The 13,287-nt window shown below is 71.5% G+C and carries 10 protein-coding genes, 4 pseudogenes and 1 riboswitch; of the genes and pseudogenes, 8 read left to right on the top strand and 6 right to left on the bottom strand.

Annotation, left to right across the window (positions count from 1 at the left end; all coding sequences use genetic code 11):
• Window positions 1-23: 23 nt before the first annotated feature.
• The 3 genes from QQK29_RS08850 to QQK29_RS08840 form a co-directional block, all read right to left on the bottom strand.
• Window positions 24-839 (bottom strand): aldose epimerase family protein, encoded by an 816-nt coding sequence (locus QQK29_RS08850; RefSeq protein WP_284299596.1) that lies wholly within the window; start codon window positions 837-839, stop codon window positions 24-26.
• On the bottom strand, window positions 836-1,738 hold the full coding sequence (locus QQK29_RS08845; protein ID WP_284301933.1) for an aldose 1-epimerase family protein: 903 nt from the start codon (window positions 1,736-1,738) through the stop codon (window positions 836-838). Before QQK29_RS08845 ends, QQK29_RS08850 begins: the two co-directional genes overlap by 4 nt.
• A 174-nt stretch (window positions 1,739-1,912) precedes the next feature.
• Window positions 1,913-2,722, bottom strand: coding sequence for a DeoR/GlpR family DNA-binding transcription regulator (locus QQK29_RS08840; RefSeq protein WP_284299594.1), 810 nt, complete (start codon window positions 2,720-2,722; stop codon window positions 1,913-1,915).
• Window positions 2,723-2,774: 52 nt separating this feature from the next.
• On the opposite strand from QQK29_RS08840, the pseudogene galT reads away from it, so the two are divergent.
• The 5 genes and pseudogenes from galT (at window position 2,775) to QQK29_RS08815 (ending at window position 7,212) form a co-directional block, all read left to right on the top strand.
• Window positions 2,775-3,859: pseudogene (galT, locus tag QQK29_RS08835) on the top strand (galactose-1-phosphate uridylyltransferase).
• On the top strand, window positions 3,856-5,019 hold the full coding sequence (galK, locus tag QQK29_RS08830; protein WP_284299592.1) for a galactokinase: 1,164 nt from the start codon (window positions 3,856-3,858) through the stop codon (window positions 5,017-5,019). Before galT ends, galK begins: the two are co-directional and overlap by 4 nt.
• 127 nt (window positions 5,020-5,146) lie before the next feature.
• Complete coding sequence (locus QQK29_RS08825) at window positions 5,147-5,422, top strand: Fe-S cluster assembly protein HesB (RefSeq protein WP_284299590.1); 276 nt, start codon at window positions 5,147-5,149, stop codon at window positions 5,420-5,422.
• 125 nt (window positions 5,423-5,547) lie between these two features.
• Window positions 5,548-5,964, top strand: coding sequence for a YciI family protein (locus tag QQK29_RS08820; RefSeq protein ID WP_284299588.1), 417 nt, complete (start codon window positions 5,548-5,550; stop codon window positions 5,962-5,964).
• Between the two features lie 22 nt (window positions 5,965-5,986).
• A pseudogene (locus QQK29_RS08815) lies at window positions 5,987-7,212 on the top strand (RNA polymerase sigma factor).
• A 267-nt stretch (window positions 7,213-7,479) separates the two neighbouring features.
• Here the strand turns inward: QQK29_RS08815 and QQK29_RS08810 are convergent.
• Complete coding sequence (locus tag QQK29_RS08810; protein ID WP_284299586.1) at window positions 7,480-8,358, bottom strand: bifunctional methylenetetrahydrofolate dehydrogenase/methenyltetrahydrofolate cyclohydrolase; 879 nt, start codon at window positions 8,356-8,358, stop codon at window positions 7,480-7,482.
• An 88-nt stretch (window positions 8,359-8,446) separates the two neighbouring features.
• Window positions 8,447-9,738 (bottom strand): annotated as a pseudogene (gene glyA / locus QQK29_RS08805) (serine hydroxymethyltransferase).
• Window positions 9,739-9,778: 40 nt separating this feature from the next.
• A riboswitch (ZMP/ZTP riboswitch) is annotated at window positions 9,779-9,864 on the bottom strand.
• A 166-nt stretch (window positions 9,865-10,030) separates the two neighbouring features.
• Here glyA and QQK29_RS08800 point away from each other — a divergent pair.
• The 3 genes and pseudogenes from QQK29_RS08800 to QQK29_RS08790 form a co-directional block, all read left to right on the top strand.
• Window positions 10,031-10,798 (top strand): annotated as a pseudogene (locus QQK29_RS08800) (family 20 glycosylhydrolase); the annotation flags it as partial.
• A gap of 125 nt (window positions 10,799-10,923) precedes the next feature.
• Complete coding sequence (locus tag QQK29_RS08795; RefSeq protein WP_284299584.1) at window positions 10,924-11,472, top strand: family 20 glycosylhydrolase; 549 nt, start codon at window positions 10,924-10,926, stop codon at window positions 11,470-11,472.
• A gap of 96 nt (window positions 11,473-11,568) precedes the next feature.
• Entirely contained in the window at window positions 11,569-12,045 is a 477-nt protein-coding gene (locus QQK29_RS08790) for a hypothetical protein (RefSeq protein ID WP_284299582.1), read from the top strand.
• 22 nt (window positions 12,046-12,067) lie between these two features.
• On the opposite strand, the gene QQK29_RS08785 is transcribed toward QQK29_RS08790, so the two are convergent.
• Window positions 12,068-13,261, bottom strand: coding sequence for an MFS transporter (locus tag QQK29_RS08785; protein ID WP_284299580.1), 1,194 nt, complete (start codon window positions 13,259-13,261; stop codon window positions 12,068-12,070).
• Window positions 13,262-13,287: the final 26 nt, after the last annotated feature.

Here is a 13,287-nt window from a genome sequence, read left to right as displayed (position 1 = left end):
GTTGAGGGCGTCGGGAGGAGCCGTCATCGGCTCGATCGCGACCGCGGTGCCGAGGCCGCCGCCCCGCGGGAAGATCGGCGTCGTGAACACCTGCAGGTAGCGCCAGTCGTCCTGCTGCCAGACCTGGAGACGCGAGCCGTCGGGGGCCGTGAGGGTCGCGGTGACGTCGCCGTCGGGCCGGAGTCCGCGGAACGCGGTGTCGAGCGCGAGTTGGCCCACGCGCACCCCGCCGCGTAGGTCGGTACCCCCTCGACCGGCAGCCACCGGATCGGGTCGAGCCGCTCGTCGACCTCGAGGTACTCGTCGGCGGGCACCGTGAGCACGAGGTCGGCGACGTCGGCCGTACCGACCCGCGGATACGGATGCGTGCCCGTGGCGTACGGCGCACGCCGCTCCGAGAGGTTGCGCGCGCCATGCGTCACGCTGAGTCCATCCGGCGCCAGCTCGAAGCGCACCCAGGTGTCGAGCAGGAACGGCCAGCCGTGCTGGGGGTGGATCACCGCACCCAGCGTGATCGCGGCATCCGAGCGCTCGCGCACCTCGTACTCGGTGAACTCGAGCAGGCCGTGGAGCGCGCCGCCGCGCGTGGGCTCGGTGATGTCGAGCTGCTGCACCGCGCCGTCGAGGCTCCAGCGCCCCGCGCGCACGCGATTCGGCCAGGGGGCGAGCGCGATGCCCGAGCAGAACGGCGGGGGTGCGACATCCTGCGGCAGCGGCTCGGTCAGGTCGACGTCGCCGACGCGCAGGGCGCACAGCACGGCCGCGACCGTGCCGACCTCGGCGAAAGCCTGTCCGGCGCGCAGCTCGAAGCGCTCGCCGACTCCCGTGTGCGTGCTCATGCGTTCCCCTCGTAGCGGATGCCCCACGACGCCTCCCAGCGTTCCCCCGGCTCGAGCCAGACGAGCCCCTCCCCGGAGTTGAGCGCGTCGGGTGCGGCGGTCATGGGCTCGAGCGCCACTGCGAGCGCGGGCGAGGACGAGCCGTTGGCGGCGACGTGCGGGAAGTTGCGGGGCGTGAACACCTGCAGCCAACGGAATTCAGGGTCCTGCCAGACGACCGTGCGATCCCCGTCGGGCGAGGTGAGCACGGCGGCGCCCCCGCGCCCGGTGGCCACATCCTGATATGCGACGTTGAGGTCGAGCTCGCCGAGCGCGCGCGGGGTGCTCAGGTCGAAGTCGCCACCCGGCTCGACCTCGTGCACGGCCACCGGCAGCAGCTGCGCGTCGAGTTCGAGGTAGTGCGTGCCGCGCACCTCGAGGGTCACCGCCTCGAGGGGCCCGGCGCCGATCCGCAGGTACGGGTGCGCGCCGACCGCCCACGGCGCGGCGGTCGAGCCGCGGTTGGTGGCGGTGTGGGTGACGGTGAGCCCCTCGTCGCTGAGGGCGTACCGCACCGCCGTGTCGAGCAGGAACGGCCAGCCGTGCTGCGGATGGATGGTCGCGGTGAGCGTCACCGCGTCGTCGCTGCGCTGGGAGATGCGGTACGCGGTGTTGCGCAGCAGCCCGTGGATGGCGGTGTTGTTGCCGGGGTCGGTCACGTCGAGCTGCTGCACCGTTCCGTCATGGGTCCAGCGCGCATCCCGCACCCGGTTGGGCCAGGGCGCGAGCACGATGCCGTGGCCGTGCGAGGGGATGCGGGTCGGCGGGGTGCGCTCGGCCAGTTCGCGCTCGTGCACCTCGAGTCCGGCGAGGGCGGCCGCGAGGGTCGCGACGGTCGCGGATGCGTGCGGAGTGCGCAGTTCGATGATCTCGCCGAGGGTGTGGGCACGGGTTCGAGCCTAGACCCGCGCCTGCTCCGCTCGGCCGCCCGCACCTGTGTCGAAAATGCAGGAAAGTCGCCGCGTCATGCCCGTGATTGCAGGGCCCGTCTCGGCGGCACGCCCGGGTTCTCCTGCATTTTCGACATAGCTCGCTCAGGTGTCGGCGCGGATGACGCGGGCGCCGAACGAGGCGAGGGCGGCGGCGCAGCGGCCCGCCGCATCCGTCCAGGCGCCCGCCGTCACGAGGGTCGTCGCCGGCGAGGCCGCACCGATCGTGCCGAGGTGTCGCACCCCGAGCTTGGCGCTCTCGGCCACCACGAGGTGTGCCGCGGATGCCGCGAGCATCGCGCGCTTCACCTGCGCCTCGGCGAGGTTGAGGTTGGTGATGCGGCCCTCATCGTCGACGCCGTTGCAGCCCAGGATCGCGAGGTCGACGTGCAGCTCGGCGAGCGACTCCGACGCGCCGGGGTCGACGAGCGAGTGCTGCAGCGGGCGCAGCGTGCCCCCGGTGAGCACGACCGTGATGCGGGGCACCGCGGGCTCGAGGGCGAGGGCGATCGAGAGTCCGTTGGTGACGACGACGAGTTCGTCGAGTTCGCCGCGCTCGGCGCGGTCGACGAGCGCGTGGGCCACGGCGAGCGTCGTCGAGCCGACGTCGAGCAGCACGCTCGTGCCGCTGTCGACGAGTGCGGCGGCCCGGCGTCCGATGGCACGCTTGGCTGCGGCGTCGCGCGCGGAGACGCGCTCGAGCGGCTCCTCGCGGGGTCCGCCGCGGGCCGGCAGCGCCGAGCCGTGCACGCGCCGCACGAGTCCGGCCGCCTCGAGCCTGCCGAGGTCGGCCCGCACCGTCACCTCGCTCACCCCGAACTCGGCGGCGGCGTCGGCGACCCGCAGGATGCCCTCGTCGCGCACCCGCTCGGCCATCCGGGCGCGGCGCTCCTCGGCGGGCAGCGCGGCAGTCATCCCTTACGAATCCTTTCGAATGTGCAAGATGCAGTTACGTTATCGTAAGCACATGACCGGTGTCACCCGCCACACGGCGCGCATGGCCGACGGCCGCGAACTCATCTACTTCGACGACGCCGACACGACGCTGCCGCCCGAGCGCCGCCTCGACGAGCGCCAGCTCGACCCCCGTCCCGCCACCAACCAGATGCGCCAAGACGTGCTCACCGGCGACTGGATCTCGGTGGCCTCGGGCCGCAACAACCGCGTCTTCCTACCGCCCGCGCACCTCGACCCCTCGCACCGCAGACACCCGACAATCCCTCCGAGATCCCCGACCAGTACGACGTCGTCGTGTTCGAGAACAAGTCCCCTTCCTTCGGGCCCGACACCGGCGGTCCGCTCGCCCCGGAGGGTCGCGGCTTCGACCGCAGTTCCCCCGCCGTCGGCCGCTGCGAGGTGGTGTGCTTCAGCCCCGAGTCGACCGGTTCGCTCGGCACCCAGAGCGTGGGCCGCATCCGCACCGTCATCGAGGCCTGGGCGGATCGCACGCGCGAGCTCTCGGCGCTGCCGGGCGTCGCACAGGTGTTCCCCTTCGAGAACCGCGGCGAGGCGATCGGCGTGACCCTCGGGCATCCGCACGGCCAGATCTACGCCTATCCCTTCGTGACGCCCCGCACGCGCTCGACGCTGGATGCGATCCGCGAGCTCGGTCCCGACCTCTTCGCGCGCATCCTCGAGCGCGAGCAAGCGGGCCCGCGCGTCGTGCTCGCCGGCGAGCACTGGACTGCGTTCGTGCCGTTCGCGGCCCGCTGGCCCCTCGAGCTGCACCTGCTGCCGCATCGGCAGGTGCCCGACATCGACGCGCTCGACGAGGCGGAGCGCGCGGAGCTCGCGGTGGTGTTCAAGCGCCTGCTGCTCGGTTTCGACGCCCTCTACGACACCCCGACGCCCTACATCGCGGCCTGGCACCAAGCCCCCGTGCGCGAGGGGCGTGACGAGGTGCGGCTCATGCTGCAGATCACCTCGCCGCGACGCGGTGCCGACCGGCTGAAGTTCCTCGCGGGGTCGGAGGCGGCCATGGGCGCGTGGGTTGCGGATATCGTTCCGGAGGATGCGGCCGCACGGCTGCGGGAGGCGGTGGCATCGGTATGAGCGAGGATCTGCGCGACCTGGTTCGGCGCGAGTTCGAGGCGGCCTACGGCACCGAGGCGGCCGGCATCTGGTCATCTCCGGGACGCGCCAACCTCATCGGCGAGCACACCGACTACAACGAGGGCTTCGTGCTGCCGTTCGGCATCGATCGGCGCACCTTCGCCGCGGTCGGCCTGCGCGACGACGCACGTATCCGGGTGGGTTCGACCTTCTCGGATGAGATCGCCGAGATCGCGCTCGCCGAGCTGCACCCGGATGCCGTGAGCGGTTGGTCGGCGTACCCGCTCGGCGTGGTCTGGGCGCTCGGCCGGCTCGGCCACGCCGATCTGCAGGCCGTTCCCGGTGTCGACATCATGCTCGAATCGGATGTTCCGGTGGGTGCTGGACTGTCGTCGTCCGCCGCGATCGAGGGAGCGGTCGCCTTCGCCCTCGACGAGCTGTGGCGGCTCGGCCTCGACCGCGTCGAACTCGCGCGCGTCGGCCGCACCGCCGAGAACGACTTCGTCGGGGCGCCCACCGGCATCATGGACCAGATGGCGTCGCTGCTCGGCCGCGACGACGCCGCCGTGTTCATCGACTGCCGCACCGAGGAGGCGCGGGCGATCGACCTGCGGCTCGCCGAGAACGACCTCACGATCCTCGTGATCGACACCCAGGTCGAGCATCAGCACGCCTCCGGCGGCTACCGCGAGCGCCGGGCGTCGTGCGAGGCGGGCGCGGCCGCGCTCGGCGTGGCCTCGCTGCGCGACGTGACGCTCGCCGACCTCGAACGCGCACGCGAGGTGCTCGACGACGTCACCTTCCGCCGGGTGCGCCACGTGGTCACCGAGAACCAGCGCGTGCTCGACACGGTCGCGGCGCTCGCAGAAGACGGGCCGCGCGCGATCGGCGAACTGCTCGACGCATCCCACCGCTCGATGCGCGACGACTTCGAGATCTCGGTGCCCGAGCTCGATCTCGCGGTCGAGACGGCGCAGTCGTCGGGGGCGATCGGGGCGCGGATGACCGGGGGCGGCTTCGGCGGTTCCGCCATCGCGCTCGTGCCCCGCGGTCTCGTGTCGCACGTGCAGGTCGCGGTCGACGGCGCCTTCGCCGAGCACGGGTACGCGCAGCCGGTCACCTTCATGGTGACGCCGTCGGAGGGCGCGCGCCGGGAGTAGGCCTAGGGTTCCGAAACCCTGGCAATCCCCTCCGCATCCGGCCGAACCGCCGGTGCCGGGGTTGCAGGCGGTGCGGATCCTCGGAATCGTGGCCGACTCCGAGAGACCCATGGAAAGGGGAACCGCAATGCTCACCCTCACCGAGAACGCCGGAACTGTCGTCTCCGACCTCGTCGCCCGCGCGAGCGAGACCGACACCGCGGGCCTGCGCATCCAGCAGGGCGAGAACCGCTTCGACATCGCGATCGCCGAGGCGCCTGCCCCGAGCGAGGTCGTCGTCGAGCGCGCGGGCGCACGCGTCTTCATGGATGCGCCCGTCGCCCAGGTGCTCGACGAGATGACCCTCGACGCCGTGATCACGCCCGAGGGCGAGATCCGCTTCGCCCTCGCGCCGCAGCTGTAGCGGCCGAGGTACGCACCGACACCGCCCGCGAGAAAAACTCGCGGGCGGTGTCGATTCCCCTGACCCTCGTTCGACATGGATAGTAGAGGGACGCATCAGCGGCCCCACGAACGAGGGAGAACACCGTGAAGTACATGCTGATCATGCGCAGCACCGACGAGGCCGTCGCGGCATCGAAGGAGCAGGACTTCGAGGCGATCATCAACGCGATGGGCGCCTACAACGAGTCGATGATCGAAGCCGGCGTGCTCGTGGGTGGCGACGGTCTGACGGATGCCGAGCAGGGCTTCGTCGTCGACTTCAGCACCCAGCCGCCCGTCGTGACCGACGGGCCCTACGGCGAGACCCATGAGCTGTTCAACGGCTTCTGGCTCGTCGAGGTGTCGAGCCGCGAGGAAGCCGCCGAGTGGGCGCGCCGCGCGCCGCTCGGACCGGGCAACAAGCTCGAGGTGCGGCGGGTGACCGACGAGACCGACTTCGCCGACTTCGCCGACAACGAGTACGTGCAGAAGGAGAAGGAGTGGCGGGCGGACGGCCGCTGAGGCTCGGCCGGAAGCTCCGACCATGACCGACATCCGGCGCGCCGTCGATGCCGTCTGGCGCATCGACGGCGCGCGGGTGGTCGCCACCCTCGCTCGGTACACGGGGGATGTCGGCGACGCCGAGGACCTCGCGCAGGAGGCGCTCGCCGAGGCGCTCGAGAGCTGGGGCCGCACCGGGGTCCCGAACAACCCGGGAGCCTGGCTCACGAGCGTCGGCAAGCGGCGCGCGATCGACGCGTGGCGGCGGCGCGAGAAGCTCACCGAGCGCTACCGGCTGCTCGCCAACGAACTCGACGAGGGCGTCGACGACGTCTGGGAGCCGATCCCGGATGACGTGCTGCGGCTCGTCTTCACGGCATGCCATCCGGTGCTCTCCCGGGAGGCGCAGCTCGCACTGACCTTGCGGGTGGTGGGGAGCCTGACGAGTGAGGAGATCGCACGGCTCTTCCTCGTGCCGGTCGCAACGGTGCAACAGCGCATCGTGCGGGCGAAGAAGACGCTGCAGGCGGCATCCGTGCCGTTCGAGCTGCCCGAGCCGCGCGAGTGGCCGGAACGGCTCGGCGCCGTGCTCGGGGTCGTCTACCTGATGTTCACGGAGGGCTACGCCGCGACCGCGGGGAACGCTGGATGCGACCCGAGCTCGCGGATGAGGCGGTGCGTCTCGCACGCATGCTCGCCGGGCTGCTGCCGCGCGAGCCGGAGGTGCACGGTCTCGTCGCGCTGCTCGAGCTGCAGCGCTCGCGCTTCGCGGCGCGGACGGATGCGACGGGGGCGCCCGTGCTGCTCACCGATCAGGACCGGCGGAGGTGGGACCGGGCGCAGATCCAGCGCGGTCGGGAGGCGCTCGCGCGTTGTGACGCGCTCGGCCGTGGGCGCGGTCCGTACGCGCTGCAGGCGGCGATCGCCGCGTGCCATGCCGTCGCTCCGAGCGTCGAGGCCACCGATTGGGAGCGCATCGTCGTGCTCTACGAGGCGCTCGGACGCATCGCTCCGAGCCCCGTGGTGGAGCTCAACCGCGCCGTCGCGGTCGCGATGGCGACGGGCCCCGCCACGGCGCTCAGGATCGTCGACCAGCTCGCATCCGAGGGAGCGCTGCGCGGTTCGCACCTGCTGCCGAGCGTGCGCGGCGAGCTGCTCGCGCGGCTCGGACGCGTCGAGGAGGCCCGCAGCGAGCTGACGACCGCCGCATCCCTCGCCGCGAACGACCGCGAGCGTCAGGTGCTGCTCGACAAGGCGTCGGCGCTGTAGCGGACTGCCAAGGTGGCTGCTGCAGCGGACTGCCGAGGTGGCTGCTGGAGCGGACTGCCAAGGTGGCTGAGGAGCGGCGCGCAGCGCCGCGTCTCGAAGCCTCCGACGCGCGCCGCTCCCGGGCCACCTGAGTGGGTCCGTCGAGCGGAGCGGGGGCGCGGATTCGGTTTGCGGACGCTGGCATCGGGCCGGGCGGGAGCGCATCGCCGCCAGGCGATACGCGGGGGCATGCGTCCGCAAACCGAATCCGCTCCCCGCGAAGCGTCGCTAGCCCCGGCGCTCCGCCGCCTCCACGACGTTCGCGATGAGCATCGCGCGGGTCATCGGCCCCACTCCGCCGGGGTTGGGCGAGAGCCACCCGGCGACCTCGGCGACATCCGGATGCACATCCCCCGCGAGCTTGGCGCGCCCCGACTCGGTGGTGCCGACGCGGGTGACCCCGACATCCAGCACGGCCGCACCCGGCTTCACCCACTCGGGCTTCACGAAGTGCGGCACCCCGACGGCGGCGACCACGATATCCGCGCGCGCGACCTCGGATGCGATGTCGGTCGTACGCGAGTGCGTGAGCGTGACGGTCGCGTCCACGCCCTTGCGGGTGAAGACGAGCCCGAGCGGGCGGCCCACGGTGAGCCCTCGGCCGATGATCGTCACGTGTCGGCCCGCGATCGGCACGTCGTGCCGACGCAGCAGTTCGACGACACCCGCGGGGGTGCACGGCAGCGGCGAGTGCAGCTCGCCCTCGACCCCGAGCACGAGGCGGCCCAGGTTGGTGGGGTGCAGGCCGTCGGCGTCCTTGTCGGGGTCGATCAGCTCGAGCATCGCGTTCTCGTCGATGCCCTTCGGCAGCGGCAGCTGCACGATGTAGCCGGTGACCTCGGGATTCGCGTTCAGGCGGGCGATCGCCGCGCGCACATCCGCTTCGCTCGCATCCGCCGGCAGTTCCTCGCGGATGGAGCGGATGCCGACCTCGGCCGAGTCGCGGTGCTTGCCGGTGACGTAGCTCACCGAGCCGGGATCGCTGCCCACGAGGAGCGTGCCGAGACCGGGAACGACGCCCCGCTCCGCGAGCACCGCCACCCGCTCCTTCAGCTCGCCTTTGATCGCGCTCGCCGTCGCGATCCCGTCGAGTACCCGTGCGCTCATGTCATCTCCGTGAAAGTACGTACTTTTGGGGCCAAAACGAGGCCACAGCCCGCAAAAGCGCGTACTCTCGCGGACCCTGGCGGGATGGTCAGGCCCAGGTGGTGGGCGAGGTGAGGCCCTCGTAGAGCGGGAAGGCGTCTGCCAGCGTCGCGACGCGCGCGCGCAGGGCCGGGATGTCGGCATCCGGCTGCAGGGCGAGCGCGATCATGTCGGCCACCTCGGTGAACTCCGCATCGCCGAAGCCGCGCGTGGCGAGCGCCGGGGTTCCGATGCGCACTCCTGAGGTCACCATCGGCGGGCGCGGGTCGTTCGGCACCGAGTTCTTGTTGACGGTGATGCCCACCTCGTGCAGCCGGTTCTCGGCATCCTTGCCCGTGAACTCCGACTCGCGCAGGTCGACGAGCACGAGGTGCACGTCGGTGCCGCCCGTGAGCACGTCCACCCCGGCGGCCTTCGCATCGGATGCCGTGAGCCGCTCCGCGAGGATCGCCGCACCCCGCACGGTGCGCTCCTGGCGGTCACGGAACTCATCGGTGCCCGCGAGCTTGAACGCCGTGGCCTTCGCCGCGATGACGTGCATGAGCGGCCCGCCCTGCTGACCGGGGAAGACGTTCGAGTTGATCTTCTTGGCGATGTCTTCGTCGTTGCTGAGAATGAAGCCCGAGCGCGGTCCGCCGATCGTCTTGTGCACGGTCGAGCTCGTGACGTGCGCGTGCGGCACGGGCGAGGGTGCAGGCCCGCGGCCACGAGCCCCGCGAAGTGCGCCATGTCGACCCAGAGCTTGGCGCCCACCTCGTCGGCGATCGCCCGGAACGCCGCGAAGTCGAGCTGGCGCGGGTAGGCCGACCAGCCGGCGATGATCACCTGCGGCTGCACCTCGAGGGCGGCGCGGCGCACCTCATCCATGTCGACGCGGAACGTCTGGGGGTCGACCTTGTAGGAGTGGGCCTCGTAGAGCTTGCCGGAGAAGTTGAGCTTCATACCGTGCGTGAGGTGCCCGCCGTGCGCGAGCTCGAGGCCCAAGATGCGGTCGCCGGGCTGCGCGATGGCCGACAGCACGGCGGCGTTGGCGGAGGCACCGGAATGCGGCTGCACGTTGGCGTAGGCGGCGCCGAAGAGCTGCTTGGCACGCTCGATGGCGAGGGTCTCGACCACGTCGACGAACTCGCATCCGCCGTAGTAACGGCGACCGGGGTAGCCCTCGGCGTACTTGTTGGTGAGCACCGAGCCCTGAGCCTCGAGCACGGCCCGCGGCACGAAGTTCTCGGAGGCGATCATCTCGAGCGTCGAGCGCTGGCGACCGAGTTCGGCCTCCAGCGCGGCGGCGACCTCGGGGTCGACCTCAGCCAACGGGGAAAGGAAGGTGGATTCGACGGACACTGGCGCTCCTTAGGCTCACGAGAAAACTACCCGGTCATTGCGGGGCAGCCCAGGCGTACGGCCGCCGTCCTCGTGTTCGTCGCTCCCCGATGGTGACCCACCCGAACGCCAGTCGCGACCCTGCCAGACTACCGGACATGCGCACCGCGACGACCCTCGGCCTCGCCGGGCTCGCAACGCTGGCGATGGGAGGCCTCGTGGTGGGTGTTCTGCAGGCGGCGGGGCTCGCATCCGCTCCCCCGGAGCCTCGGATGCCGCACCCGTCTCGGTCGTCCCGGCTCCCGTCGAGCTCGTGGTGCGCGGCGGGGCGCCCTTCACCCTCAGCGAGGGCACGAGCATCGCCACCGACGACGCGAGCCTCGATCCGGTCGCTGCGGCCTATGCGGATGCGGTGGCCGAGCGGGCGCACCTCGCGCTGTCGCACGTTGCGCTGGCGACCGACGCACCGTCGGCAGACGGGGACAACCCCCGCATCCGCTTCACCCTCGACGCGACGCTCGACGAGGAGGAGTACCGCCTCGAGGTCGACGCCGAGGGCATCGAGGTCGCGGCGGGCGCGCCGGCCGGCGCCTTCTGGGCCGTGCAGACGCTGCTGCAACTGCCGGCGGCCGACGACGCGAGCCGGGTGCCCGCGGTCGCCGTGCACGATGCTCCGCGATTCGCCTACCGCGGGGCCATGCTCGACGTCGCGCGGCACTTCTTCTCGGTCTCCGACGTCGAGCGCTACCTCGACCGGCTCGCCGCGCTCAAGCTCAACGTGCTGCACCTGCATCTCACCGACGATCAGGGCTGGCGCATCGCGATCGATGCGTATCCGCAGCTCGCCGAGATCGGCGGCCGCTACGCGGTCGACAGTGACCCGGGCGGTTACTACACGCACGAGGACTACCGCCGCATCGTCGCCTCCGCCGCCGCGCGCTTCATCACGATCGTGCCCGAGATCGACATGCCGGGGCACACCAATGCGGCTCTCGCCTCACTCGCCGAGCTCAATCCCGACGGCACGGTCGCGAAGCCCTACACCGGCATCGAGGTGGGGTTCTCGAGCCTCGACACGGGGTCCGAGGCGACGTACGCCGTCATCGAGGACGTGCTCACCGAACTCGCAGCGCTCACCCCGGGCCCTATCTGCACATCGGCGGCGACGAATCGCACGCGACCGCTCCGGAGGACTACCGCGCGTTCGTGGCGCGCGCGGCAGGGATCGCGGCCGACACCGGCAAGACGGTTGTCGGCTGGCACCAGCTCGGTCAGTCGGACCAGCTGCCACCCGGCACCGTCGGGCAGTACTGGGGCTACCTCGAGCCGGAGGGCGACGACGCCGCGGAGGCGCGCTCGATCGTCGACCAGGGCGGGCAGCTCATCATGTCGCCCGCCGATGTCGCCTACCTCGACATGAAGTACGACATCCTGACGCCTCATGGGCTCACCTGGGCGAAAGGCCCGACGCGCATCGAGGACGCCTACGGCTGGGATCCGGCCGCGGTGCTGCCCGGCGTCGAGGAGGAGCAGCTGCTCGGCGTCGAGGCGCCGATGTGGACCGAGACCCTGCGCACGATGGATGACGTGGAGCAGATGGCGATGCCGCGGCTCGCGGCGATGGCCGAGGTCGCCTGGACCCCGCAGGCGGCACGCGACTATGCGGAGTTCGTGCCGCGCCTCGTCACGCTGGCGCGCCACTGGGATGCCGAGGGCGTGCACTACCTGCGCCCGCACGGCATCCCGTGGCCCTGACGGTCGCTGCCGGCGGCCCGAAATCAGCACACCGGCTGACGCGCTTCCGCCGAGCGAGGGACGCGCCGCCGGAAGCGCATCCGCTTCGCTGGAGGCATGTCGAACCGCACCATGCCATCCACGGGTCAGCTGCTCACCCCGATCGTCGCGGGCGCGACGGTGCTGCTGGCCGCCGCCGCACTCAGCGGCTGCTCGCAACTGCTCGACGAGCTGCACAAGGTGCACCAGGAGTCGTTCGCGAGCTACAGCGAGGCGGCCGAGGGCTGGGTCGGGGTCGACATCCCGTCGTGGATCCCGGATGACGCGACCCAGTTGCACAACTACGCCACCTTCAACGAGGCGCAGTCGGTCGTGGGCGTCAGCTCGGAGAGCCAACCGGTCGGATGTGCGGATGCGGAACGCCGCGGGCTCCCGTTCGCGACACCCGACTGGGCGCCCGCCGACATGCTCGAACTGCCCGACGGCGGGCTGCTCGGCGACGTGTTCCTCTGCGGCGACTACGAGGTCGTGCCCTACGGCGATGGGTGGGTCGGGTGGTTCTCGGCCACCGAGGAGGGGCAGACGCCCTCCTGAGTCGTGCAGCGGCCGCCGGGGCTCAGCGGTGCGCGGCGAGACGCGCGCGGTCGCTCGCGAGCACGAACGCGAGGGCGGCCGCGATGATCGCCGAGGCGATCCACGGCAGCACCGCGATGCCGAACTGGTCGAGCAGCACGCCGCCGAGCAGCGCGCCGCCCCCGATCGCCACGTTGAACGCCGTCGTGAGCCAGGCCGCAGCGAGATCCCGGATGCGTTCGGATGCGGAATGCAGCACGCGCGTGTGCATGAGCGCCGGCACGCCGCCGAAGAAGATGCTCCACACGATCATGCCGATCACGACCGGCAGGGCCGAGGTGCCGAAGACCGCGAGCGCGAGCACGCTGAGCGCGACGCCCGCGAGCGCGACGTTGACCGAGCCACGCGGGAAGCGGTCGCCGAAGGCGCCGCCGAGCGCGAGACCGATCGCACCCGCGGCGCCGTAGACAAAGAGCAGCCCGCTGACACCCGCCTCGTCCACCCCGCCGATCTGGATGGCCCACGGCGCGATGTAGGTGTAGAAGGTGTTGTGCCCCGTGATGACGAGCACGACCGCCACGCACACGATGAGCACCGCGGGCAGCGAGCGATCCTTGCGAGCCGGCACCGCGATCTCGCCCGTCGTGAGCGGCACGATGTGGGCGACCGGCGGCAGGTAGACGATCACGAACACCAGGAACACGACGACCACGGCGGCCATCGCGCCGAACGCGAGGCGCCATCCGAGTGCGTGACCGAGGAAGGTGGCGAGCGGCACGCCGAGGATGAACGCGAGAGTGCCGCCGGCGTTCGTCACCGAGATCGCGCGCGCGAGCTGATGCCGGGGAACCAGCCGGGCCGCATACGGTCCGGTCACCGCCCAGAACAACCCGTGCGCGAGCCCGCCGACGATGCGCGCGCCGACGAGGAACTCGTAGCTCGGCGCGATGGCGCACAGCACGTTGGTGAGCGCGAAGACCCCGAGCAGAACCACCATCAACCACTTGCGCGAGTAGTTGCGGGTGAGCACCGTGAGCGGCGCGGTGGTGAGCACGACCGTGCCCGCGAACACCGTCACGAGCAACCCGATGCGCGACTCGGAGACGCCGAGCTCGGCCGCCATCTCGGGCAGCAGGCCCGTGGGCAGGAACTCGCTCGAGACGGATGCGAAGATCGCCCCGGTGAGCACGAGGAGGCGGAAGAAGGGAAACCCGGTGCCGTCGTTCGTCGTGCTCACGAGCCACGAGCCTAGCTGCCGCATCC

It is taken from the genome of Homoserinibacter gongjuensis (assembly GCF_030161875.1).
GTDB lineage: Bacteria > Actinomycetota > Actinomycetes > Actinomycetales > Microbacteriaceae > Homoserinibacter > Homoserinibacter gongjuensis.
The sequence above is the reverse complement of the archived record's forward strand: the minus strand, read 5'-3'. Positions and strand labels throughout refer to the sequence as shown.

Coding starts and splice junctions, on each gene's coding strand:
- QQK29_RS08850 (WP_284299596.1), bottom strand. CDS start 839: ATGAGCACGCACACGGGAGTCGGCGAGCGCTTCGAGCTGCGCGCCGGA.
- QQK29_RS08840 (WP_284299594.1), bottom strand. CDS start 2,722: ATGACTGCCGCGCTGCCCGCCGAGGAGCGCCGCGCCCGGATGGCCGAG.
- galK (WP_284299592.1), top strand. CDS start 3,856: ATGAGCGAGGATCTGCGCGACCTGGTTCGGCGCGAGTTCGAGGCGGCC.
- QQK29_RS08825 (WP_284299590.1), top strand. CDS start 5,147: ATGCTCACCCTCACCGAGAACGCCGGAACTGTCGTCTCCGACCTCGTC.
- QQK29_RS08810 (WP_284299586.1), bottom strand. CDS start 8,358: ATGAGCGCACGGGTACTCGACGGGATCGCGACGGCGAGCGCGATCAAA.
- QQK29_RS08790 (WP_284299582.1), top strand. CDS start 11,569: ATGTCGAACCGCACCATGCCATCCACGGGTCAGCTGCTCACCCCGATC.